Source organism: Amycolatopsis sp. WQ 127309 (assembly GCF_023023025.1).
In the GTDB taxonomy this organism is placed as follows: Bacteria; Actinomycetota; Actinomycetes; order Mycobacteriales; family Pseudonocardiaceae; genus Amycolatopsis.
This window is the reverse complement of sequence record NZ_CP095481.1, coordinates 5,087,917-5,111,690: the sequence shown is the minus strand read 5'-3', so window position 1 is coordinate 5,111,690 and position 23,774 is coordinate 5,087,917. Positions and strand designations below refer to the sequence as shown.

Sequence of the window (23,774 nt, the reverse complement as noted above, 5' to 3'; positions counted from 1 at the left end):
ACGGAGGCGACCCGGTGACGGGATCAGCCACGGGTTACCGGGTCGCCCCCGCTCGCCTCGACACGGCGGCGGGAGAGTACGGCACGCGGGCGGAAGCGCTGTCTTCGGCGCAGTCCGCCGTCGCGGGTGAGAAGGTGCCGGCCACGGCCTTCGGGCAGGTCAACGCGTCCAAGGCCGCGGCCAAGACGTTCGAGAAGACGATGACGGAGCTGGGCTCGAAGCTCTCCGGCGACGTCACGCTCGCCAAGAAGCTCCAAAGTGGACTGACCGAGTCGGCGGCCGGGTACCGGCGGGCCGACGCCCAGGTCGCCGCGATGTACCGGGCCTTGATGCCCGAAGATCCCTTGCCGGCGGCCGGAAATCCCGCCGGGATCGGCGGCGCGGCCGACACCGGCGCGTGGGGCCAGGCGATCGCGGCCAACCGCACGAAGGTCACCGACGCGCTGACCGCCGAGCGCTCGCGGCTCGCTTCGTTGACCGACGCCGACGACATCAAGGCGTCCCAGGCCCGGATCAAGCTGTACGAGGACATCCTCGCGAACAACCGGCAGATCCTGAAGTTCGACCCGTCGGGCAACGGCCGGATCGCCGAGCTCGTCGGGCACATCGAGCTGGGGACGCGCAACGTCGGGCTGTTCGTGCCCGGCGTCAACACGCAGATGTCCAACTTCGACGCCTACGCCGGCCTCGGGCGCAGCCTGGTGGCCGCAGACCCGACCGGGCGCACCGCGATGGTCGTCTGGGCCGACGGCGTCTTCCCGCAGAACCCGGTGGTGCAGGGGCCGGACGCGAGCTACGCCCAGACGATGGCGCCGGACCTCAAGCACTTCACCGACGACCTGCGCGGCGAGATCGCGAGCCACGCCGGTTCCGACGTCACGCTCACCGCGATCGGGCACAGCTACGGCGGCGCGACGGTCGGGCTGGCCGAGACGCAGGGCCTCGACGTCGACCGCGTCCTGCACGTCGAGTCGGCGGGCATGGGCCACGGCGTCTGGTCGCCGGCCGACCTGCCGGCGAGCCAGGCGGGCGTGCAGCGGTTCTCGATGACCGCGCCGCTCGACCCGATCCAGATCGCCCAGGGCAACGCGTGGGGCCTCGAGTGGACCGGCATCGGCCACGGCGCCGACCCGGACACCTTCCCCGGCGTCACCGACCTGGAGACCGGGCGCGACGCGGCCGGCAACGAGATGTGGGGCCTGTCGTCGCACAGCGACGTGCTCAAGCCGGGTTCGGAGTCGTGGACGAACATCTACCGCGTCATCACCGGCGGCCCGACCACCGCCGACGGCACCTTCGACCCGCATGGCATCGTGGAGAACGGCGTCGAGTTCCTCAACGACGGAGGTGTGCTGCGATGAGCGTCGAACTGGACCGCCTGGCCGGCGAGCTGACGGGCGTGATCGACAGCGTCGCGGCCGTCTTCGGCTCGCCCGCGGACCCCACGGTCAACAGCGAGCTGGACTGCGACCCGACCCGGCCGGGCAACCTGCTGTGCTGGCAGTACGGCGTCCGCCTGGAGCACCCGGGCGAGCCGGAACGCCGCCTCACCGAAGAGATCCTGCCTTCCCTGGAGCAGCACGGCTGGCAGGCCCACGACCGCAGCACCCCCCGCGAACTCATCGCGAGGTTCAGCCGCGAAGGCGCCGACTTCACGATCCACGTCGCCCGGTCAAGCCACGCGGTAGCCATCATCGGCTCGACCCGCCCGGTCCCCGCGTAACCACGCGAGTTCCGCCTCCAATCACGCGAATCCCGTCCCGGATCACGCGAGTTCCGACCTCCGTACCGTGAACCGACCCTCCAGGCACGCGAGTCGACCATCCAGGTACGCGAGTTCGCCGTTCCGGTACGCGTGACTCGCGTGATCAGAGACGTATCTCGCGTGATTGAACGCGTAACTCGCGTACCTGGAGGGTCGGTTACGGGGTGAAGCGGGAGGGGCGCCAGCCCCGGCGGCGGGCCCGGCGGACCGCGGCCACCGTGACTCCCGCCGCGGCCGCGAAGGCGACCCCCGCCAGGGCGATCGTGCCCGCGGCGACGTTCGAGGCCGGGCGGGCCGGGGCCGCGGCCGGGACCACCGCCGGGCCGGGGGCCGGGGCGACGGCCGAGCCGGGCGGCGCGACGTCGGCGGGGAGGGTCGAGGAGACGGCGGCGTAGGCGTCCAGGACTCCCCAGCCCAGCCGCGGGTCGTGTGCCCCGGAAGGCGGGCGGTGCGCGGTCAACGTCAGCCGGGTGACGACCTGGTCGCCGGTCAGGTCCGGGTGGTACGCGCGGACCAGCGCCGCGACGCCGGCGACGTACGCCGCCGCGAGGCCCGGATCCGTCACCGGCCAGCGGTGCGCGACCGCACCGCCCGCGCCGGCCGACGTGCTGACCAGCTCCGCGCCCGGCGCGGCGACGCCGACGTAGTCGCCCGCCTCGGTCTGCACCGGCTCGCCCGCCTGGTTCACCGAGCCGACGCCCAGCGCCCCGGACGTCGCCGTCGGGTACGTCCGCGCGCCCTGCTGGGTCGCCGTCGCCGCCGAGACGACCACCGCGCCCTGAGAACGCGCCCGCGCGACCGCGCCGGACAGCGCCGGGCTGTCGAACGCCGCGGGGACGGCCACGAGGATGACGCCCGCGTGCCGGTCGACCGCCGTGTCGATCGCGCCGGCCAGCGCACCCGGGTCACCGCCGTCGTTGGACGAGCCGTTCGCCTGCGTGTAGCGGATCGGCAGCAGGTGCACACCGGGCGCGACCCCGGCGAACGTCGTCGACGGATCCGGCTGGGCGCCGACGATCCCGGCCGCGATCGTGCCGCGGCCGTCGCAGTCGGACGCCTCGGTGCCGCCGCCGCCTTCGAGCTGGCCGGGCGCGAACTGGGAGTTCTGCCCGTCGACGCCGGTGCCGATGACGGCGACCAGCTGGCCCGCACCGCGCGTCAGCGGCCAGAGCCGCGCCGGGTCGACCAGCCGCTGCCCCCACGGGACGCCGCCGGTGTACGTGCCGGACGGGTTGGCGCACTGCGCCTCAGGCGCTGCGAAGGCGAGTGTGGGCGCACCGGTCAGCACCAGGCCCGCCACCGCGAGCACCGCCGGAAACCGCACCCCGACCCTCCGAACCCAGACTGAAACCGGTGGCGGAAAGGAACTTCCGCCACCGGCAGTCTAACGGGGAAACACCGTTCAGCGAAGGTCCATGCCGAGATCCAACGCGGGTGACGAGTGGGTCAGACCACCCACCGACAGGTAGTCCACACCGGACTCGGCGTAGGCCTTACCACGGTCGAGGGTGAGGCCACCAGAGGATTCCAGCCGCGTTTTCGGGGAGACGTCGTCGCGGCGCGCGACCGCCTGGGCGCACTCCTCCGGCGTGAAGTTGTCCAGCAGCACCTCGTCCGCCGCGGCCGCCAGCGCTTCTTCCAGCTGCGCAAGCGAGTCGACCTCGACCTCGCACGGCAGCTCCGGCGCGTGCGCCCGGGCCGCTTCCAGCGCGGCGGTGACCGAACCGGCCGCGACGACGTGGTTGTCCTTGATCAGCACCGCGTCACCCAGCCCCAGCCGGTGGTTGACCCCGCCACCGCAGCGGACGGCGTACTTCTGCAGCAGCCGCAGCCCCGGCAACGTCTTGCGGGAGTCCCGGATCGCGGCGCCGGTACCGTCCACTTCGGACACCCAGGCGGCGGTCGCGGTGGCGACGCCGGAGAGGTGGCAGAGCAGGTTCAGCGCCGTGCGCTCGGCCGTGAGCAGCCCGCGGACCGGGCCGCGCAGCACCAGCGCGGGCTCCCCCGCGACCAGCCGGTCGCCGTCCTCGCGCCCGGCAAGCACTTCGTACCCGTCGCCCAGCACCATGTCGAACACGGCCAGCGCAACCGGCAGCCCGGCCACCACGCCGTCGACGCGCGGAGTCAGCTCGGCGACGGCGATCGCGTCCTCGGGCACCGTCGACGCGGTTGTCGCGTCCGGCCCGTACCGCAGGTCCTCGCCCAGCGCCGTCGCGACCACCCGCGTCACGTCCTCGACGTCGAGGCCGGACGCGGCGATCAGGCGCAGGACCGGTTCGGAGATCGGGAAAGTCATGCCACGCCCTCCAAGGGGATCGGGTCGGCCAGCACCGGCTGACCGGAGAGGCTGAGCCGGATGTGCTGGCTGCGCCGCCAGGTCTCGGCCGGCGCGGGGAAGTCGGTCCGCACGTGGCAGCCGCGCGACTCGGTGCGCCGGTCGGCCGCGGTGAGCAACGCCTGCGCGACCACGGTCAGCGCCGCGTCTTCGACGGCCGCGTGCGTCCACAAGGGACTGTCCTGAGTAGACAGGTCGAGCACGGATCCGGCGGCCGCCAGGCCGTCGGCGTCCCGGCCGATCGCCGCGTACCGGCTCATCACGCGCTGCAGCGCGTCGCGCTCGGCCGTCGGCGCGGTCGTCCACGACGGCAGCCGCCCCCGCGACGGATCGGCCAGCAGCCCGGCCGCGAGGTCCGCCGAAACGGCCTCCGCGACGCGCTGCCCGACGACCAGGCCTTCGAGCAAACTGTTGGACGCCAGCCGGTTCGCGCCGTGCAGGCCGGTCCGCGCCACCTCGCCGGCGGCGTACAGACCGGGCACCGACGAGCGACCGTCCACAGTGGTCACCACGCCGCCGCACGAGAAGTGCGCCGCCGGGGTCACCGGGATCGGGTCGCGGGCCGGGTCGAGCCCCAGCACCGCGCACGCGGCGAACACCGTCGGGAACCGCTGGGCGAACCCGGCGATCCCGGTGGCGTCGAGGAACACGTGGTCGTCGACGCCGCCCGGCGCCGTCAGCATCCGCCGGGTGATCGCCGCCGAGACGACGTCGCGCGGGGCGAGGTCGCCGAGCGGGTGCACGCCGTGCATCACGGACTCGCCGGCGCCGTCGACCAGGGTCGCCCCCTCGCCGCGCACCGCCTCGGTGACCAGCGGACAGCGGCCGCGCGCGCCCGGCGTGTAGAGCACCGTCGGGTGGAACTGGACGAACTCGATGTCGGCCACCGTCGCCCCGGCCCGCAGCGCGAGCGCGAGGCCGTCGCCGGTGGCGATCTCCGGGTTCGACGTCGCCTGGTAGAGCTGCCCGACCCCGCCGCTGGCCAGCAGGACGGCCGGCGCCCGGACGACCCCGGGCACGCCGTTGCGGTCCAGCACCGTGACCCCGGCGACCCGGCCGCCCGGCGTGCGCAGGGCGTCGATGGCGATGTGGTGCTCCAGCACCGGCACCCGCGCCTGGCCGGCCTGCGCGACCAGCGCGCGCTCGACCTCGGCGCCGGTGGCGTCGCCGCCCGCGTGGATCACGCGGAACGCGCTGTGCCCGCCCTCGCGGGTCCGCGCCAGCAAGCCGTCTCCGGACGAGTCGAACGTCGCGCCGTCCGCGCGGAGCCGGGCGATCGCGGCCGGGCCGCCGTCGAGGATCGAGCGGGCGGCGACCTCGTCGACCAGCCCGGCGCCCGCGGTGAAGGTGTCCTCCGCGTGCTTCTCCACGGAGTCGTCGAGGTCGTGCTCGTTCTCCAGGACCACGGCGACGCCGCCCTGGGCCCAGCGCGTGTTGCCGTCCGCGACCGCCGCCTTGGTGATCACCAGGACGTGCAGCCCGAGCGCCTGGGCCCGCAGCGCCGCGGTCAGCCCGGCGACGCCGCTGCCGATCACGACCAGGTCGGCGCGCGCTTCCCAGACCGGGGTTTTCGCCTGTGGGTCATTAACCGGCGTGCTCATTCGGCGCCGCCGGGCTGCCCGATCTCGATCATCCGCTGCACCGAAGCGCGCGCCCGGGACGCCGTTTCAAGGTCGACGTGGACCTCGTCGAGGCCGTCGCGCAGGCACCGCAGCAGCGCCGCCGGGGTGATCATCTTCATGTACCGGCAGGACGCGCGGTCGTTCACCGCGCGGAAGTCGATGTCCGGCGCAGCCTTGCGCAACTGGTGGATCATGCCGATCTCGGTGGCCACCAGCACGGTCTTGGCCTTGGTGTCGCGGGCCTCGTGGACCATGTCGCCCGTCGAGAGGATCTTGACCCGCTCCGGCGCCACCGCGCCCTCGCCGGCCAGGTAGAGCGCCGACGTCGCGCAGCCGCACTCGGGGTGGATGAACAGGTCCGCCGCCGGGTCCTCGGCCGCGCGCTCGGCCAGCTCCGCGCCGTTGATCCCGGCGTGGACGTGGCACTCCCCGGCCCAGATGTGGATGTTGTCCCGGCCGGTGACGCGCTTGACGTGCGCGCCGAGGAACTGGTCCGGCAGGAAGAGAACCTCCTGGTCAGCGGGGATGGACGCGACGACGTCGACCGCGTTCGAAGACGTGCAGCAAATGTCCGTTTCGGCCTTCACCTCGGCCGTGGTGTTGACGTAGGAGACGACGACGGCGCCCGGGTGCTCGGCCTTCCAGGCCCGCAGCTCGGCGCCGGTGATCGAGTCGGCGAGCGAGCAGCCGGCCCGCGCGTCGGGGATCAGGACGGTCTTCTCCGGGGCCAGGATCTTCGCGGTCTCGGCCATGAAGTGCACGCCGCAGAAGACGATGGTGGACGCATCGCTGCTCGCCGCGATGCGGCTGAGCGCGAGCGAGTCGCCGGTGTGGTCGGCGATGTCCTGGATCTCCGGGAGCTGGTAGTTGTGCGCGAGCAGCACCGCGTCGCGCTGCTTCGCCAGGCGCCGCACCTCCTCCGCCCAAGCCGCGTTCGCCTCGACGCCGCCGAACGGCGTGAGACCTTCCGGAACCAACGTGGTGGTCATCTGGCCCTCCTGGACCTTTCTCCGGTTTTCGCCTTATAATCGAAAACCGTGCGAAGTCATCTTAACACCCAGACCCCCCTGGCCCACGAGGTTTTGGGAGCGGTACTGCAAGTGCGCTCGGACACACTGCGGGTCCTGCTGTGGCGGCGCGCGCTCGACCCGCACCTCGGCCGCTGGTCGCTGCCGGGCGGCCGGCTGCGGCCGGACGAGGACGTCGAGACGTCCGTCCGGCGCCAGCTGAAGGAGAAGGTCGACGTGCGCCAGCTCAAGCACGTCGAGCAGCTCGCGGTGTTCAGCGCCCCGGACCGCGTCCCCGGCCCGCGCGTGGTGGCGACCGCGTTCCTCGCCCTGGTCCCCTCCGACGTCGACCCCGAGGTGCCCGAGGACACCGAGTGGCACGACGTCGCGAAGCTGCCGCGCACGGCGTTCGACCACGAGTCGATCGTGCTGCGCGCCCGCGACCGGCTGCGCTCGAAGCTCTGTTATACGAACCTCGGGTTCGCCCTCGCGCCCGAGGAGTTCACGGTGTCGGCGCTGCGCGGGCTGTACTCGGCCGCGCTGGGCTACAAGGTGTCCGCGACGAACCTCCAGCGCGTGCTGTCCCGGCGTGGACTGCTGGTCCCGACCGGCCACACCGCGCCACCGGGACGCGCCGGCGGACGTCCCGCGGCGCTCTTCTCCTTCGCGGGCAAAGGCATGCAGATCACCGATCCGTTCGCCGTGTTCAAGCCGCCGAACCGGTGACCATCCTGCGGCGGAGGCGTTCTCCCCTTACCGTGGGACGCGTGACCGAGCCGGAATCGGAAAGTGACGCGACGACGACGATCCTGCCGTTGTTCCCGCTCCAGACCGTGCTGCTGCCCGGCACCCGCCTCCCGCTGCACATCTTCGAACCGCGGTACCGGCAGCTGACGGCGGACCTGGTGAGCGGCACCGTGCCGGGGCGCGAGTTCGGCGTGGTCGCGCTGCGCTCGTCGCTGACCCGCGAGGTGCGTGGTCTGGACCAGCTGTACGACATCGGCTGCAGCACGGTGCTGCGCGAGGCGAAACGCCTGCCGGACGGCCGATTCGACGTCGTGACGCTGGCCCAGCGCCGCTTCCGCCTGCGGGAGCTCGACTGCACGTCCGCGCCGTACCTGATCGCCTCGGTGGAGTGGGTCGACGACGAGCCGGTGGCGCCCAGCGGCGGCGTCGCCGAGCGCCTGGCCGCCGTCGCGCGCACCGCGCACCAGCGCTACTGCGAAACGGCGTGGCGCAGCGACGACTGGGTCGAACCGGAAGCCGACGCCGCCCTCGAAGACCTCGCCTACCTGCTGGCCGCGGACTGCCTGCTGCCGCTCGAAGACCGCCAGCGGCTGCTGGAGGAACGTCACCCGCTGCGCCGGCTGCGCATCGCCTGCCGCTTGCTGACGCGCGAAACCGGCTTCCTTAACACGCTCGGCGCGGTGCCCCTGCCGCCGGGCGAGCTCACCGATCTGAGCCGCCCGGCCAGCCTGAACTGAGGCGCGTCAGGACTCGCCCGCGGACCCGGTGCCGAACTTGTTCCAGACCTTGCCCGCGGCGCCGGACACCGTCTCGCCGACGTCGCTGAACACCTTCGTCAGCGGGTCGGCGGACGCGCTCCACGAGTCCTTGTACGACTTCGCGGCCGACTTCAGGTCGTCCTTCCAGTCGGCCGTCGGGCTGTCGTCGTCGCGGCGCGGGTAGTCACCGGCCAGGACGGCGCGGTACTCCGCCGACGCCGCCCACTTCTGCAGCTGCGCCGCGCGGACCACGGCGAACGGGTGCGACTCCGTCTCGACGTAGCGGAGCTTGAGGAAGCTGTCGCGGATGTCGTCGACCGACTCGTACTCGGTCGCCTGCTGCAGGAACGACGGGATGTCGATGCGGGCCGGGTCGATACCGCCGGCGACCTGGATCTGGGCGCGCAGCGCGGCCGTCGGATCCTGGCTGCAGAGCAGGCCCGCGCGGTCGCAGGACAGCTCGGCCTTGCGGTACCACTCGCGCAGCGCCGCGATGATCGCGCGGATGCCGAGCGCGCTGACCGGCGTCCACGACATCGACAGCTGCAGGCTGATCAGCCGCACCATGATCGTGCGGTACACGGTGTGCCCGGAGAGCACGTGCCCCATCTCGTGGCCGAGCACGAACCGCAGCGCGTCCGGGCTCATCAGCTCGACGAGCCCGGTGCTGAGCCGGATGAACGGCTCGTCCATGCCGACGGCCGACGCCTGGACCCGCGGGTCCTGGTAGACGAACACGTTCGGCACCGCGGGCAGGTCGAGCGTCTCGGCGCACTCGTGGCGGAGCTTCTCCAGCTCCGGGTACTGCTTCGGCCCGACGCGGACCGACGACGCGAGCGCCATCAGCCGCTCGCCGCGTTCGTTGTAGAACCCCGAAACGGCCTTCACGACCTGCGCGAACCCCGGCACCGCGCGCAGCGTGGCGAGCGCGCCGCGGTCCACGGGGTGCTCGTAGGCGCGCGGGCTGATGCCGGGAAAGCGGACGGCGTTGTGCCGCGATACCTCGATGTCCTCGGTCACTGCTGGAACCCCCTGTGGTTTTCGAGGGGGCCAGCCTAGGGAACGCTCAGCCGAGCCGGCGGCCGAGGTCGTCCCGGCCGTTCCAGGTCGTGAGCAGGCTGTAGGCCAGGGCCACACCGAACGGGCCGGTGATCAGCACCCACCACGACTCCAGGCGCGGCGCCAGCTCGATCACCGAACCGAGCGCGGGCGCGCTGCCGATCGTGTAGTGGCTGTTGGCCCAGCCGACGCCGAGCAGCATGGCCAGCGCGCTCGCGAGCGCGACCCCGAGCACGGCGGCGAGGAAGACGACCGGCCCGCGGCGCTCGCGCATCAGCCACGCGACGACACCGACGACGATCCCCAGGCCCAGCGTCAGGAAGCCGAAGATCGCGAGGTCGTCGAAGCGGTGCCAGCTCTCGAGTTCGAGGGCGCCCTGGGTGCCGTCGGCGGCGATGATCCGGACGCGCTCGGGCGGCGCGATCCGCGACCACAGGAAGGCGAGCGGGAAGCTCAGGACGCTGAGGGTGCCGAGCACGCTCACGGCGGGCAGCAGGTCGGCCTTGACGACGACCCGCGGCTGCCGCTCCCGGAACAGCACAGGCACGGACCACGGTCCCGGCACGGCCGACGGCCGGTGCGCGGGGCCCGACGACTCACTCACCCGGACTCCCTCCTGCAACACGTGTCGACCGAGCGTAACCGGTCGGTGTGCAAGGGACGTCAGCCGCCGACCGTGTCGGCGGCACTCACCCGCCGGCCCGGCTCCGGAGGCCGGCCGCAAAAGCCGTGAAGGCCTCCTTCCCGGCTATAAGAGCCGGGAAGGAGGCCTTCACGGCACTCCGGGGAAGCAGACGTCAGCCGCTGGCCGTGTCGCCGTGGCGGCTGCAGCGCGCCGTCCAGCCCAGCGGGCTCACCTGGACCACCAGCCGCCGCGCGCAGTACGTGCAGAACCGCGGGGGCTCCAGCGCCGTGCGCGGGTTGTGGCACGCCGGGTGGTCCGCGCCACCCGGCGACTCCTGTCCACAGTGGACGCAAAAAGCGGCGACGGCCTCAGAGGCTGTCACTGAGGGCCTTGATGGGCATCTTGAGCTCGTCCAGCATCTCCAGGTCCGCGCTGGCCGGGCGGCCCAGGTTCGTCAGGTAGTTGCCGACGATGATCGCGTTGATGCCGCCCAGCATGCCCTGCTCGGCGCCGAGGTCACCGAGCGTCAGCTCACGGCCGCCGGCGAAGCGCAGCATCGTGCGCGGCATCGCCAGGCGGAACGCCGCGACCGTGCGCAGTGCGTCCTTGCCCTCGACGATCTCGTAGTGCTCGTACGGCGTCCCGGGCTGCGGGATGAGGAAGTTCATCGGCACCTCGTGCGGGCTCAGCTCGGCCAGCTGCACGGCGAACTCCGCGCGCTGCTCGATCGTCTCCCCCATGCCGATGATCCCGCCGCAGCAGACCTCCATGCCCGCCGCGGCGACCATCCGGAGCGTGTCCGCGCGCTCTTCCCAGGTGTGCGACGTGACGACGGACGGGAAGTGCGACCGCGCCGTCTCGAGGTTGTGGTTGTAGCGGTGGACGCCCATCTCGACGAGCTCGTCGACCTGCTCCTGCGTGAGCATGCCCAGCGAGCAGGCGATCTGGATGTCGTTGCCGTCTTCGCGGATCGCCTTCACGCCCTCGCGGACCTGCGAAAGCAGCCGCTTGTCGGGCCCGCGGACGGCGGCGACGATGCAGAACTCCGTCGCGCCGGTCTCGGCGGTCTGCCGGGCGGCCTTGACGAGGTTCGGGATGTCGAGCCACGCCGAGCGCACCGGCGTCGGGAAGCGGCCGGACTGCGAGCAGAAGTGGCAGTCCTCGGGGCAGCCGCCGGTCTTCAGGCTGATGATGCCCTCGACCTCGACCTCGGGGCCGCACCAGCGCATCCGCACCTCGTGCGCCAGGGCCAGCAGGTCGGGGAGCCGGTCGTCCGGCAGCCGCAGCAGCTCGAGGACCTCGGCCTCACCCAGGCCGACGCCGTTTTCGAGGACCTGCTCGCGCGCGTAGGCGAGGACATCGGTGTCCGGGACTGCGGTCACGGGCGTCTCCTTGGTCGTGGTGGAGCGGAAAGCGTCTCTCATCGTGCACGAAGCGCGGTCGAGGCGACAGCGACGCAGGTCACTTCTGGGCGGACGCCCGTCCGGTGAACAGCTCGGGGTCGAACTCGCCGCCGAACCACGGCGAGAGCCCGGCCCGCGCCGCCGCCAGGAACTCCTCGGGCGACGCGGTGCCGATGCCCGCGGGCAGCACGCCCAGCAGCGGCGCCCCGGCCGCCACCGGCAGGTCTTCGAGGTTGGACAGCGCCGCGAGGTCCGGTTCGGCCGGCCAGGAGCCGATGATCACCCCGGCGACGGTCAGCCCGCGCTTCGTGGCGACCTCGGCGGTCAGCGCGGTCGCGTTGAGCGTGCCCAGCCCGGCCTCGGCCACGATGATCACCAGCGAACCGAGCGACCAGGCGACGTCGGCGAGGCTCGACCCGGCGGCGTCGAACCGCACCAGCAGGCCGCCCGCGCCCTCGATCAGCGTCAGGTCGTGGTCGGTGTCGAGGTCGGACGCCGCCCGCGCGATCTCGCCCGGGTCGAGCGTCGGCAGGCCGCTGCGGCGGGCGGCGGCCTCGGGCGACAACGGGTCGGGGTAGCGGCGCAGCTCGCGCGTGGTCACCTCGGCCCCGGCCAGGCGGACGACGTCGGCGAGGTCACCGGGCTCGTCGGGGCCGACCCCGGTCTGCGCCGGTTTCAGCACCGCCACCCGCTGCCCGCCGGCCACCGCCAGCGCCGCGATCGCCGCCGTGGAGATCGTCTTGCCGACCCCGGTCCCGGTCCCCGTCATCACCAGCATCGTCACGGACCATCAACTTAGTGACCCCCGCCCGGGCCGCGCAGCCCGGGCGGTGCGGCCGCGGCCCGCGTCAGGCCTCCGGCACCACCGCCCCGGCGAGGCGGAACGAGCGCGCGTCACCCTCCAGCAGGTGCACCTGGGCGGCGCCGACGTCGAAGTACATCCCGGTCAGCTGCAGCTTCCCGGCCGCTTCGGCCGCCGCGACCTGCGGGTACTCCCGGAGGTGGTCGAGCTGCTGGAGCACGTTGAGCAGGGCCAGCCGGTCGCCTTCGCGAGCCGGGCGGGCGCCGTCGACGGTGACCGGGCCGGACCGGCGGGCGCTGGGCACGGCGTAGCGCAGCCACGTCTCCAGCGGCCCCGGCGGCGGGCCGTCGGCGAGCGCGGCCATCGCCCCGCAGCCGGAGTGCCCGCAGACGACGATCTCCTCGACGCCGAGCACGCCCACCGCGTACTCGATCGACGCGTTCATCGACGGGTCGGCCTGCCCCGGCGGGACCAGGTTGCCGATGTTGCGGATGGTGAACAGGTCGCCGGGTCCGCTGGTGGTGATCAGGTTCGGCACGATCCGCGAGTCGCCGCAGGTGATGAACAGCGTCCGCGGTTTCTGCCCGTCGGCCAGCCCGGACAGGGTGTCCCGCAGCAGCGGCGCGGCCCGGCGGTGGAACTCCGTGGCGCCGCGGCGGGTCTGCTGGGCCGGGATGTCGACGGACTCCACGGCCTGCCAGTCGGACCACGGCGCGAGCCACCGCGGGACGGCCCGGCTCGCGGCGAACCGCGACCGCGTCGGCCGGCCGGCCTTGCCCTCGCCGAACCAGGGGTGGCCGACCTCGTCGACGTCCACCGTGCCGCCGGCGCGTTCGTGCGCCTGCTGCCAGGTGGTGAGGCTTTCGAAGGCCGCGTGGTCCAGGTAGTCGACGACCAGTTCCAGCCGCACCGGCACCCCGGCCGGGATGGCGCCGAGCACCTTCGACAGCCGCGGCACGGACAGGAACGTCAGGACGCCTTCGACGACGACGCGGTGGCGGTCGCCGTCACTCTCGACGTGGATCCCGGACCAGACGGTGCGGCGCAGCATGAGCACCAGCGCCAGCCCGATCCCGGCGAGCACGCCGGTGAGCAGGTCGAACACCACCACGCCGGCGAGGGTGAGCAGGTAGACGGGCAGATCGCCGTGCCTGAGCGCGGTCTTCATGTGGCCGGGGTTGACCAGCTTCGCGCCGACGTGCACCAGCAGCCCGGCCAGCGCGGCGAGCGGGATGTTCTGGATCAGGCCGGCGAGCAGGACGACGAACACCAGCACCCAGACGCCGTGCAGGACCGCCGACACGCGGGTCTTCGCCCCGGCGGCGACGTTGGTGGAGCTGCGGACGATGACGCCGGTGACCGGGAGCCCGCCCAGCGCGCCGGACACCATGTTGGCCGCGCCTTGGCCGACCAGCTCGCGGTCGAGGTTGGCGCGCGGGCCGGTGTGCATGCGGTCGACGGCGACCGCCGAGAGCAGGCTCTCCACGCTGGCGATCAGGGCGATGGTGACGACGGCGAGCGCGAACCCGCCCCAGCCGCCGTCGGGCAGCTGCGGGACCAGGTGGACGTTCAGCAGGTCACCGGGCAGTTCGACGCGCGGCAGCGTCATCCCGGCGGCGACCGACGCCACGGTGGCGAGCGCGATCGCCGCCAGCGGCCCGGGAACCCGCTGGACGGCCTTCGGCAGCCGCGGCCAGATCAGCAGGATCGCGATGGTGAGCAGGCCGATCACGGTGGCGGAGTCGTGGTGGGCGACGATCTGGCCGGGCAGCTCGGCGACGTTCTCCACGGCCGAGCTCTGGGCCTTGCCGCCGAGGATGACGTGCAGCTGGCCGAGCACGATCGTGACGCCGATGCCGGCCAGCATGCCGTGCACGATGGCCGGCGAGATGGCCAGCGCGGCGCGCGCGATGCGGCTCAGCCCGAGCAGGATCTGGAGGGCACCGGCGGCGACCGTGATCAGGCACGTGACGGCCCAGCCGAAGGTGCTGATGGTTTCGGCCATGATCACGGTCAGGCCGGCGGCGGGCCCGCTCACCTGGAGCGCGGAGCCGCCGAGGGCACCGGCGACGACCCCGCCGACGACGGCGGCGATCAGGCCGGCGGCGACCGGCGCGCCCGAGGCGAGCGCGATGCCGAGCGAAAGCGGGACGGCGACGAGGAAAACGACCAGGGAGGCCGGCAGGTCGTGGCGGAGCACGGCGAGGGGTCTCATGATCGCCATGCAACCGGAAATCGTGTGAAATGTCCGCTATGCACCACTCGATCGAGTGAACGCCTGGCCATAATTTGCCCGAATGACACAAATCGGACGTCCGCTTAACCCGCCGTTCACGCCCGGCGTGCCTGTCACCCGACAGTTGAACCCTTTACGACACAAGGGTTCCCGAGCGCCCCAATGTGGCGTTGGGTGCGTCCAACGCACCGAACGCCACATTGGGGCGCTTGGTCAGGACGTGACGGCGCCCGCCGGGACGAAGCCGCGGGCCGCGTCGTCCAGCAGGGACACCTGCGCGGCGCCGACGTCGAAGTACATCCCGGTCAGCCGGAGGCCGCCGCGCTCCAGCGCCGCGGCCACCACCGGGTAGCCGCGCAGGGTTTCCAGCTGCTGCACGACGTTCTGCAGCGCGAGCTGGTCGGCCTCGGCGGCGGGCCGGCGGCCGCCGAGCAGCAGCGGCGCCTCCCGGCCGCGGCGCAGCAGCGTCGGCTCGCCGTGGCGCAGCCAGGCGCCGAGCTGGTGCAGGCCCGCCGGGGCCTGGCCGAGCAGCGCCTTCATCGCGCCGCAGCCGGAATGCCCGCAGACCACGATCTCCGCGACCCCGAGCACACCGACGGCGTACTCGATCGCCGCGCCGACCGAGGAGTCGGCGCCGCCGTCCGCCGGCGGGACGAGGTTGCCGATGTTCCGCACCGTGAACAGGTCACCCGGCCCGCTGGTCGTGATCAGGTTCGGCACGATCCGCGCGTCGCCGCAGGTGATGAACAGGGTGTGCGGCTCCTGGCCGTCCGCGAGCCCGGTCCAGGTGTCGCGCAGCAGCGGCGCGGTGCGGCGCTGGAACTCCGACGCGCCGCGGCACAGCAGCGAGCTCGCGCTGCGCTGCACGGGCAGGGCGACGTGCTCGGCCTGCCACTCCGACCAGGGCGCCAGCCAGCGCGGCACCACGCGCGCGGCGAGGCCCCGGCGCACGGTCGGCGTCCCCGCGCGGCCGCGTTCGAACCACGGGTGGCCGAGCTCGTCGACCGTCACCGGCCCGGCGTGCGCCTGCTGCCAGCCGCGCAGGCAGTCGAACGCGGCGTGGTCGAGGTAGTCGACGAGCAGTTCCAGGGTGACCTCGGCGTGCGCGGGCACCTCGGCGAGCACCCGGGTCAGCCGGGGCACGGAGAGGAACGTCAGCGCGCCTTCGATGACGACGCGGTGGCTGTCGCCGTGTTTTTCGACGTGAATGCCGGAGAAGATCATCCGCCGCAGCATCAGCGCGAGGGCCAGCAGTATCCCGGCGGCGACGCCGGTCAGGAGGTTGACCGCGACGGCACCGGCCAGCGTGACGACGTACACCGGGAGGTCGCCGTGGCGGCGGACGTCCTTGATCGCGGCCGGGTTGACCAGTTTCGTCCCGACGTACACCAGCAGCGCGGCGAGGGCGGCCAGCGGGATCAGCCGCAGGGTGCCGGTGAGCAGCAGGCAGGCGGCGAGGATCCAGGCGCAGTGCAGCATCGCCGACATCCGGGTGCGCGCGCCGGCCTCGTAGTTGGTCATGCTGCGCACGACGACGCCGGTGACCGGGAAGCCGCCGAGCGCGCCGGCGGCGACGTTCGCCATGCCCTGCCCGACCAGCTCGCGGTCGAGGTCGGTGCGCGGGCCGCCGCGGCGCTTGTCGACCGAGACCGCGGACAGCAGGCTCTCGAGGCCGGCGATCAGCGCGATGGTGACGGCGGCGAGGGCGAACCCGCCCCAGCCGCCGTCGGGCAGCCGCGGCACGAGGTGCAGGGACGGCAGCCCGGCGGGCAGGTCGACGCGCGGCAGGGTCATGCCGGTCAGCACGGACAGCCCGGTGGCCAGGGCGATGGCGGCCAGCGGCGCGGGCACCCGGCGGACGACGGCGGGCAGCCGCGGCCAGGCCAGCAGCACGGCGAGGGTGACGACCCCGATCAGCACGGCCTGGTCGTGGTGGGCGGCGATCTGCCGCGGCAGCGCGACGACGTTGGCCAGCGCGGAGCCCTGCGCGGTGCCGCCCAGGACCACGTGCAGCTGGCCGAGCACGATCGTGACGCCGATGCCGGCGAGCAGGCCGTGCACGATGGCCGGCGACACCGCGAGCGCGGCGCGGGCGGTGCGGGTCAGGCCGAAGAGGATCTGGAGCAGCCCGGCGGCGACGGTGATCGCGCAGGTGACGGGCCAGCCGTGGGTGGCGATCGTGTCGGCCAGCACCACGGTGAGAGCGGCGGAAGGCCCACTGACCTGCAGCGGCGAGCCACCGAAGACGCTCGCGACCAGCCCGCCTACAACGGCGGAGACGAGTCCGGCGAGCACCGGAGCCCCGGCGGCGAGCGCGATGCCGAGGGAAAGCGGTACGGCGACGAGGAAAACGACTATCGAGGCGGGCAGGTCGTGCTTGAGGTTCTGCTTGAAGGTCTCCAGCGGAGACGGCGGGCCGGTGTCGTGTTCACCACGAACGATCTCGATCATGGGGGCAGGATCGCCGAAAGCACGCGAAAAGTCTGCTATGCAAGCATTTCTCGCGTTTACCTGGGCACGGGATCGATGCCGCACTGGGAACCTTTCACACTCGCCGCCTCCGCCGTTCGCGTGGTGTAGATCGAGGGTTTGTACGCAGAGCGACGATGAGGGACCTTCGGGTCTCGCTGTGCGCGCGGTCACACCCGATATGCTGAAATCAAGCGTTTACAAGCCCCGGCGGTCTCCCGCGGGTGATCACGCCTTCTCCGCCACCGCCAGCATCGCGCCGGTGATCACCGCGAGGTCCGCGTCGCTCGTCACGTACGGCGGCATCGCGTACACCAGGTCGCGGAACGGCCGCAGCCACGCGCCCCGCGCCGTCACCACCTCGGTCGCCACCGCCATGTCCACCGGGTGGTCGAGCTGCAGCACGCCGATGCCGCCGAGCACCCGGACGTCCACCACCGACGGGAGGTCGCGGGCCGGGGCGAGGCCGTCCAGCAGGCCCTTCTCCACCCTCGTGACGTCGCGTTTCCACGCGCCGTCCGCCAGCAGGCCCAGCGACGCGTTCGCGACCGCCGAGGCGAGCGGGTTGCCCATGAACGTCGGGCCGTGCGCGAGCACCGGCAGCGCGCCGCGGGAGATGCCGGCGGCGACGTCCGGGGTGCACAGCGTCGCCGCCATGCTCAGGTAGCCACCGGTCAGCGCCTTGCCGAGGCACAGCACGTCCGGCGTCACGCCCGCGTGCTCGGCGGCGAACAGCGCGCCGGTGCGGCCGAAGCCGGTGGCGATCTCGTCGAAGATCAGCAGCACGTCGTGCGCCTCGGTCAGCTCCCGCAGCGCGCGCAGGTAGGCGGGGTGGTGGAAGCGCATCCCGCCGGCCCCCTGCACCACCGGCTCGACGATCACCGCGGCCAGCTCCCCGGCGTGCCGGGCGATCTCCTCGCCGAGCAGGTCCACATAGGACTGGTCCGGCGGGGTGTCGAACCCGGACGGCGGCATCGGCACGAAGACCTGCTCGGGCAGCACCCCGCGCCACAGCGAGTGCATGCCGCCGTCGGGGTCGCAGACGCTCATCGGCGTGAACGTGTCGCCGTGGTAACCGCCGCGCCAGGTGAGCAGCCGACGCTTCTCCGGCAGGCCGCGGGAACGCTGGTACTGCAAGCACATCTTCGCCGCGACCTCGACCGACACCGAGCCCGAGTCGCAGAGGAAGACGTGCTCGAGACCGTCCGGCGTCAGGTCGACGAGCGTCTTGGCCAGGGTGATCGCCGGCTCGTGCGTCAGGCCGCCGAACATCACGTGGCTCATCCGCCCGGCCTGCGCGGCGAGCGCGGCGTCGAGGGCCGGGTGCCGGTAGCCGTGGATCGCCGACCACCACGACGACATCCCGTCGACCAGCTCCCGGCCGTCGGCGAGCGTGAGCCGCACCCCGCTCGCCTCGGTCACCAGCAGCGAAGGCACCTTCGCGGGCATGGGCGCGTACGGGTGCCACACGTGCTGGGCGTCCAGGGCGAGCAGGTCGGCGGAGTCCATCCGCCGATTAAATCAGCGCAACCGGACCGGAAGGGACTCCAGGCCGTGGATCAGCGAGCTGGGCCGGTAGACCAGCTCGTCCGGCTTCGCGTCCAGCTCGAGGTCCGGGAACCGCGCCAGCAGGCCGCCGAGGGCGATCTCCGCCTCCAGGCGGGCCAGCGGGGCGCCGACGCAGTAGTGGATGCCGTGGCCGAAGGCCAGGTGGCCGCCCGCGGCGCGCGTGATGTCGAGCTTGCCCGGCTCGGCGTACCGCGCCTCGTCCCGGTTGGCGCCCAGCAGCGAGATCAGCACGAACTCGCCCTCCGGGATCGTCACGCCGCCCGCCTCGACCGGCGCCGTGGTGAACCGCAGGGTGGCCAGGTGGATCGGGCCGTCGAAGCGGAGGAACTCCTCGACGGCGTTCGGCAGCAGCGACGGGTCTTCGCGCAGCAGGGCGAGCTGCGCCGGCTCGCGCAGCAGCGCCAGCACGCTGTTGGCGATCAGGTTGACGGTGGTCTCGTGCCCGGCGACCAGCAGCAGGAACGCCATCGACACCAGTTCGGGCTCGGACAGCGAGTCGCCGTCGTCGCTCGCGTGGACCAGGTCCGACAGCAGGTCCTCGGCCGGCTCGGCGCGCTTCTGGGCGATCAGGCCGGTGAGGTAGCCGAACATGTTCTGCGCCGCGGCCTGCCCGGCCGCCGGCTCCGACGCGCTCAGCAGCGTCTTGGACCAGTCGGCGAACTCCGTGCGGTGCTCCGGCGCGACGCCGAGCAGCTCGCAGATCACCGTGATCGGCAGCGGCGCGGCGAAGGAGGGCAGCAGGTCGGCCCGCTCCCGCCCGGCCAGCGCGTCGAGCAGCCCGGCGGTGATCTCCTCGATCCGCGGCCGCAGCCGCGCCACGGTGCGGCCCGTGAACGCCTTGTTGACGAGCTTGCGCAGCCGCGAGTGGTCCGGCGGGTCCATGTTGAGCATGTGGTGGCCCAGCGACTCGCCGAAGCCACCCTGCGCGGCCACTTCGTCGGGCAGCTTGGCCTCGAACAGCGCGTGCGCGCGCACGTTGTCCTTCTGCAGCCGGGAATCGGCCAGCAGCGCCCGCGCCTGCGTGAAGTCCGTGACGATGTAGCAGGTCAGGCCCCGCGGCATCCGGACCAGGCGCGCGGGCCCGCCCGCGCGCAGCAGTTCCGCGAACAAGTGCGCGTCCTGCGCGAAATCTTCGGCTACCTCGACCGTCGTCATACCGTCCCCCAAGAAATCGTCAGCGCTCGGCGAGCGCCGCCACCACGCGATCGATCACGTCCTGCCAGTATGCCCGTTGTTCTTCGCGTTCTTCCGCGCCCGAAAGCCATTCCTGGTGGAAGCGCAGCGTGGTCCTGGCCCCGGAACCGCTCAACCGCACCTGGACGGTGGAGTCGTGGTCCCAGTCCTGCGGCCGCCAGGTGAGCCGGACGCGGTCGCCCGCGACGAAACTGCGGATCTCCCCGACGGTGCCGTTTTCGGTCTCGTACTCCGCACCCGGCTCCTGCGGCAGGTCGACGCCGGGGCCGAGCCAGATCGCGACGCCCTCCCGGCTGACCAGGAAGTCCCAGACCTCCGCGCCGGAGTACGGCAAGGTGCGGGAAACCCCTGTGTTCCAACCGACATCGGCGGTCTTCCCCACTGAAGAGCTCACTGAAGAGGTCATGCTCGCATCATCCCACCGGGGTACGACGAAAACCGTCCCCGGTCCGGGTGGAGGATCTCTTCCCGTGCGCTACCGCCCGATTTCCCCCGCCGTCCTGGCCGAAGAACTGACCGAGCGCATCAGCGCGCTCACCGAGCGCCCCCGGATCGCGGTCGCCGTCGACGGCGCGGACGGTGCGACGGAAACCACAGAACTCGCGGACGCCCTGGTCGAGCCCCTGCGCCTGCGCGGCCGCGCGGCCCTGCGCGTGTCCGCGCGCGACTTCCTGCGCCCGGCGTCGCTGCGCTTCGAGCACGGCCGCACGAACCCCGACGCCCGCTACACCGACTGGCTCGACCTCGGCGCGCTGCGCCGCGAAGTGCTCGATCCCCTGGCCGGCACCGGTTCCGGCGAGATCCTGCCGTCGTTGTGGGACACCGAGCGCGACCGCGCGACCCGCGCCGCCCGCGTGCCGGTGCCCGAAGGCGGCGTCGTGATCCTCGACGGCGAGCTGCTGCTCGGCGCGGGCCTGGCCTTCGACCTGGCCGTGCACCTGTGGCTCTCCCCCGCCGCCCTGCGCCGCCGCGTGCCGGACGCCTGGGCCGTCCCGGCCTACGAGCGCTACGAGGAGGAAGCGGACCCGAGCGCCCTGGCCGACGTCGTGGTCCGCGTCGACGACCCGCGCCACCCGGCGCTCTACACGCCCTGACGTTCCCGGCCTCCCCGCGCCCGCCGGAAAGCCGTGAAGGCCTCCTTCACGGCTCTTATGGCCGGTAAGGAGGCCTTCACGGCTTTCAGCGTCAGCGGACGGCGGCCACCGGGTCGCCGTCCAGCAGGCCCGACAGGCGGTCCGCCATGACGCCCCAGCGCCAGTTCTCGCTCACCCACGCGCGGCCCGCTTCGCCCATCCGGCGGGCCCGCACCGGGTCCGCGAGCAGGCTGGCGACGGTCTCGCCCAGCTGGCCGACGTCCCGGCCGTCGACGACGTGCCCGGTCACCTCGTCCAGGACCGCCTCGGGCGCGCCGCCGGAGTTGCCCGCGACCACCGGCAGCCCGGTCGCCGAGGCCTCCAGGTAGACGATGCCGAGGCCCTCGACGTCGAGGCCCCGGCCGCGGGTGCGGGCCGGCATGGCGAAGACGTCACCGGCGGCGTAGTGCGCGGGCAGCTCGGCCCACGGGACCGACCCGGTGATGACGACGTCGCGCTCGACACCGCACTCGCGGACCAGCTCGGTCAGCCGCTTGCGGTACGGGCCGCCGCCGACGATCAGCAAAGCCGCGCCGGGCACGCGTTCCTTCAGCTTCGGCAGGGCGCGGATCAGCTGGTCCTGGCCCTTGCGCGGGACCAGCCGCGACACGCAGACGACGGTCGGCCGGTCGCCGAGACCGTGCCGGGCGCGGATCTCCGCGCGCCCCGCCGGGTCCGGCCGGTAGATCCCGGTGTCCACACCGGACGGCAGCAGCTCCAGCCCGGCCATCGCGCCGAACGCGGCGGCGAACCGGCCGCGGGTGTAGCGGCTGACGTAGGTGACGACGTCCACGGTGTCCCCGATGCGCCGCAACGCCTGCCGCGAGCCCGGCAGCATGGACCAGCCGACCTCGTGGCCGTGCGTGGACGCCACGACGCGGCGCGCCCCGGCCTGCCGCAGCGAGTGACCCAGCAGCGCCAGCGGCGCGGCGGCGCCGAACCAGACGGCTTCGCAGTCCCGCGCGCGCATGATCTCCTTCGCCCGGCGCAGCACGTCCGGCGTCGGCAGCATCAGCGACGTCGGGTGCCGGACGACCTCGAACGGCGCCGCGGCGTCGAACTCCTCGTGCGACCCCGTGTGCGACTCCCACGACGGCGCGTAGACGACCAGGTCGTCCGCCGGCAACCGGGTGGCGAGGGAGTTCAGGTAGTTCTGGATCCCCCCGGGCCGGGGCGGGAAGTCGTTGGTCACGAGCAGGGTCTTGAGCACGCCCCTGAGGCTAGCGGCCGCCACCTACAGCGAAGGGGCGGCACCGCGTGTGCGGTACCGCCCCTTCACGAGTTGCTCGGAGGGTCACGACGTCGGGCGTCGCGCTCCCGCGTACTGGCTCTGCAGCGGCGAGATCTTCACGACGTCACCGGTGTCGGGCGCGTGCACCATCTTGCCGTTGCCGACGTACATGCCGACGTGCGAAACGGGCGAGTAGTAGAACACGAGGTCGCCCGGCTGGAGCTGGTCCCGCGGCACCGCGGCGCCGAAGGTGGACTGCTCCCGGCTGGACCGGGGCAGGGTGATGCCGGCCTGCTTGTAGGCCCAGAGCATCAGGCCCGAGCAGTCGAACGTGCTCGGCCCGGTGGCACCCCAGACGTAGGCGCTGCCCAGCTTGCTCAGCGCGGCGTCCAGTGCGGCCTGGGCGTCCGCGGTCGGGGCCTTGAGCCCCGGAGGCGCGGAGCCCGTGTCGCGCTGGGCCGCCTTGTCGAGCGAGCTCAGGCTCTTGTTGGCCGCCTTGAGCTGGTCGATCTGGTCGTTCAGCGTCTTCTGCTTGGCCTGGATGTCCGAGGTCAGCTTCGCCGCGGCGTCACGGGCGTCCGTCGCCCGCTTCGCGGCGTCGGTGGCCTTGTTCGTGGCGTCGGTGGCCTGCTGGACGGCGCCGCTGAGGTTGCCCATGGCGGCGTTCTTGTCGGTCGCGATGACCTCGAGGGCCGACGAGCGGTCCAGGAAGTCCTGCGTCGACGTGCCGGCCAGCAGCGCGGACAGCTTGTTCAGCTGGACACCACTGGTGAACGACGCGCCGGCGAACTTGTCGACCTCGGTCTGGTACTTCTTCTCGTTTGCGCTCGCCGCTTCGGCCTGGCCCTTCGCCGCGTTGACGTCGGTGGTGGCCTTGTCGAGCTCACCCTGCTTGGCCTTCAGGTCGTCCTGGGCCTTGAGCAGGTCTTCGTTCAGCTTCTCGGCCTGTGCCGCGAGATCGCGGTACTGGGCGAGCGCGTCCGAACCGGTGGGCGGGGCTTGGAGAACGGGGATGGGGGCGGCGGTGGCCGACGGCTGGGCCATGGTGACGAGGGTGATCACCGAAGCCGCGGCGAGGGCACCTGACACCACGCGCCTGATGGGATGCGACTGCACGGTCGCGCGGGTCTCCTTTGCGTCTCGGCCGCCGAGGGGGACCGGGGCACGAAGAGGTCGGGGGTTCCTCTTCGCCGTTGTCCCGTCCATCGCGCGCGTTTTCCCTCGAGAGGGAGGCCCGCGATGGTGGTTCCGGTTCCCAGCTTCCCGACAAAGCTGCGTCCGGCGGCGATCTCGCGTCGCCGTCTCATCGACGGCCAGGGGCCACGAGATCTCGGACAGGTTACGAAAAGACCGCCACCGCGTCCACCACCCCCTGCGCCAAAACTCTGCGTAGCGCCGTTAAACACCATCGGACCAGCGGGGGAGAAAACATGTGATGGGCGTTACACGCTGGGGTTTCTTTGTCCGCCATTTCGGCTACCTACCGTTCACCTGATCCGATCGACCACTCGGCGCGCCGACACGAAACGGGTCACTCAGGCGGTGCGCAAAGCCGGTCCTTCGACCATGCGCAGCCGGGGCACCATCCCCGCTTCGGCCAGCGCCGCCACCGCGCGGCGCTCGTCGGCGTCCCACCCGACGGCGGGTGGCGCGCCGAGCAAGACGGTCACCACGCAGTCGTGGCAGGAGATGCCGCGCACGACGCAGCGGTCGCAATCCACCACGACGTTCTCGATGTCGGAAACGGAAATGTGCGAGACGTCCACTTCGGACAACTCGGGGGTGCCGGTCATGTGGTCCTCCTCACGTCGGAACTGCT

General features: G+C 72.6%; 22 protein-coding genes. 5 read left to right on the top strand and 17 right to left on the bottom strand.

Annotated elements, in window-relative coordinates:
- Positions 1-14 precede the first annotated feature (14 nt).
- Positions 15-1,361, top strand: coding sequence for an alpha/beta hydrolase (locus MUY22_RS24120; RefSeq protein ID WP_247062787.1), 1,347 nt, complete (start codon positions 15-17; stop codon positions 1,359-1,361).
- The gene (locus tag MUY22_RS24115) at positions 1,358-1,723 is read left to right on the top strand and encodes a hypothetical protein (RefSeq protein ID WP_247062780.1); all 366 of its coding nucleotides are present in this window, start codon (positions 1,358-1,360) and stop codon (positions 1,721-1,723) included. Before MUY22_RS24120 ends, MUY22_RS24115 begins: the two co-directional genes overlap by 4 nt.
- Before the next feature lie 199 nt (positions 1,724-1,922).
- Here the strand turns inward: MUY22_RS24115 and MUY22_RS24110 are convergent, their stop codons facing one another.
- The 4 genes from MUY22_RS24110 to nadA form a co-directional block, all read right to left on the bottom strand.
- Complete coding sequence (locus MUY22_RS24110) at positions 1,923-3,089, bottom strand: S8 family serine peptidase (RefSeq protein WP_371827638.1); 1,167 nt, start codon at positions 3,087-3,089, stop codon at positions 1,923-1,925.
- Between the two features lie 78 nt (positions 3,090-3,167).
- Positions 3,168-4,061, bottom strand: a complete 894-nt coding sequence (nadC, locus tag MUY22_RS24105; RefSeq protein ID WP_247062778.1) for a carboxylating nicotinate-nucleotide diphosphorylase — start codon at positions 4,059-4,061, stop codon at positions 3,168-3,170.
- Positions 4,058-5,701, bottom strand: a complete 1,644-nt coding sequence (locus tag MUY22_RS24100) for an L-aspartate oxidase (RefSeq protein WP_247062777.1) — start codon at positions 5,699-5,701, stop codon at positions 4,058-4,060. Before MUY22_RS24100 ends, nadC begins: the two co-directional genes overlap by 4 nt.
- On the bottom strand, positions 5,698-6,711 hold the full coding sequence (gene nadA / locus MUY22_RS24095) for a quinolinate synthase NadA (RefSeq protein WP_247062776.1): 1,014 nt from the start codon (positions 6,709-6,711) through the stop codon (positions 5,698-5,700). The genes MUY22_RS24100 and nadA overlap by 4 nt, the downstream gene beginning before the upstream one ends.
- 111 nt (positions 6,712-6,822) lie before the next feature.
- Here nadA and MUY22_RS24090 point away from each other — a divergent pair, with 111 nt between their 5' ends.
- Both MUY22_RS24090 and MUY22_RS24085 read left to right on the top strand, forming a co-directional pair.
- Complete coding sequence (locus MUY22_RS24090) at positions 6,823-7,455, top strand: NUDIX domain-containing protein (RefSeq protein ID WP_247062775.1); 633 nt, start codon at positions 6,823-6,825, stop codon at positions 7,453-7,455.
- 41 nt (positions 7,456-7,496) lie between these two features.
- Complete coding sequence (locus MUY22_RS24085; protein WP_247062774.1) at positions 7,497-8,213, top strand: LON peptidase substrate-binding domain-containing protein; 717 nt, start codon at positions 7,497-7,499, stop codon at positions 8,211-8,213.
- A 6-nt stretch (positions 8,214-8,219) separates the two neighbouring features.
- Here the strand turns inward: MUY22_RS24085 and MUY22_RS24080 are convergent, their stop codons facing one another.
- From MUY22_RS24080 to MUY22_RS24035, 10 genes are all read right to left on the bottom strand, one after another.
- Complete coding sequence (locus tag MUY22_RS24080; protein ID WP_247062773.1) at positions 8,220-9,254, bottom strand: M48 family metallopeptidase; 1,035 nt, start codon at positions 9,252-9,254, stop codon at positions 8,220-8,222.
- A gap of 46 nt (positions 9,255-9,300) precedes the next feature.
- On the bottom strand, positions 9,301-9,897 hold the full coding sequence (locus MUY22_RS24075; RefSeq protein ID WP_247062771.1) for a DUF2567 domain-containing protein: 597 nt from the start codon (positions 9,895-9,897) through the stop codon (positions 9,301-9,303).
- Positions 9,898-10,090: 193 nt separating this feature from the next.
- The gene (locus MUY22_RS24070; protein WP_247062769.1) at positions 10,091-10,300 is read right to left on the bottom strand and encodes a hypothetical protein; all 210 of its coding nucleotides are present in this window, start codon (positions 10,298-10,300) and stop codon (positions 10,091-10,093) included.
- The gene (bioB, locus tag MUY22_RS24065) at positions 10,287-11,300 is read right to left on the bottom strand and encodes a biotin synthase BioB (RefSeq protein ID WP_326955073.1); all 1,014 of its coding nucleotides are present in this window, start codon (positions 11,298-11,300) and stop codon (positions 10,287-10,289) included. Before bioB ends, MUY22_RS24070 begins: the two co-directional genes overlap by 14 nt.
- Positions 11,301-11,379: 79 nt before the next feature.
- Positions 11,380-12,105, bottom strand: a complete 726-nt coding sequence (bioD, locus tag MUY22_RS24060) for a dethiobiotin synthase (protein ID WP_247062763.1) — start codon at positions 12,103-12,105, stop codon at positions 11,380-11,382.
- A gap of 64 nt (positions 12,106-12,169) precedes the next feature.
- A complete protein-coding gene (locus tag MUY22_RS24055) occupies positions 12,170-14,347 on the bottom strand; it encodes a bifunctional SulP family inorganic anion transporter/carbonic anhydrase (RefSeq protein WP_247062762.1) in 2,178 nt (725 codons plus the stop codon).
- Between the two features lie 225 nt (positions 14,348-14,572).
- Positions 14,573-16,810 carry a bifunctional SulP family inorganic anion transporter/carbonic anhydrase gene (locus MUY22_RS24050; RefSeq protein WP_247062761.1) on the bottom strand — a complete coding sequence of 746 codons (2,238 nt, stop codon included), beginning with the start codon at positions 16,808-16,810 and terminating at the stop codon, positions 14,573-14,575.
- Positions 16,811-17,056: 246 nt separating this feature from the next.
- Positions 17,057-18,337 carry an adenosylmethionine--8-amino-7-oxononanoate transaminase gene (locus tag MUY22_RS24045; protein WP_247062758.1) on the bottom strand — a complete coding sequence of 427 codons (1,281 nt, stop codon included), beginning with the start codon at positions 18,335-18,337 and terminating at the stop codon, positions 17,057-17,059.
- Between the two features lie 12 nt (positions 18,338-18,349).
- Complete coding sequence (locus MUY22_RS24040) at positions 18,350-19,552, bottom strand: cytochrome P450 (RefSeq protein ID WP_247062756.1); 1,203 nt, start codon at positions 19,550-19,552, stop codon at positions 18,350-18,352.
- A gap of 19 nt (positions 19,553-19,571) precedes the next feature.
- The gene (locus MUY22_RS24035; protein WP_247062754.1) at positions 19,572-19,925 is read right to left on the bottom strand and encodes an SRPBCC domain-containing protein; all 354 of its coding nucleotides are present in this window, start codon (positions 19,923-19,925) and stop codon (positions 19,572-19,574) included.
- Between the two features lie 136 nt (positions 19,926-20,061).
- Between MUY22_RS24035 and MUY22_RS24030 the strand changes: the two genes are divergently transcribed.
- Entirely contained in the window at positions 20,062-20,685 is a 624-nt protein-coding gene (locus tag MUY22_RS24030; RefSeq protein ID WP_247062752.1) for a uridine kinase, read from the top strand.
- Between the two features lie 91 nt (positions 20,686-20,776).
- On the opposite strand, the gene MUY22_RS24025 is transcribed toward MUY22_RS24030, so the two are convergent.
- From MUY22_RS24025 to MUY22_RS24015, 3 genes are all read right to left on the bottom strand, one after another.
- Positions 20,777-21,934, bottom strand: coding sequence for a glycosyltransferase family 4 protein (locus tag MUY22_RS24025; protein ID WP_247062744.1), 1,158 nt, complete (start codon positions 21,932-21,934; stop codon positions 20,777-20,779).
- A gap of 84 nt (positions 21,935-22,018) precedes the next feature.
- Positions 22,019-23,071, bottom strand: coding sequence for a C40 family peptidase (locus tag MUY22_RS24020; protein ID WP_247062742.1), 1,053 nt, complete (start codon positions 23,069-23,071; stop codon positions 22,019-22,021).
- A 419-nt stretch (positions 23,072-23,490) separates the two neighbouring features.
- A complete protein-coding gene (locus tag MUY22_RS24015) occupies positions 23,491-23,748 on the bottom strand; it encodes a hypothetical protein (protein ID WP_247062739.1) in 258 nt (85 codons plus the stop codon).
- Positions 23,749-23,774 lie beyond the last annotated feature (26 nt).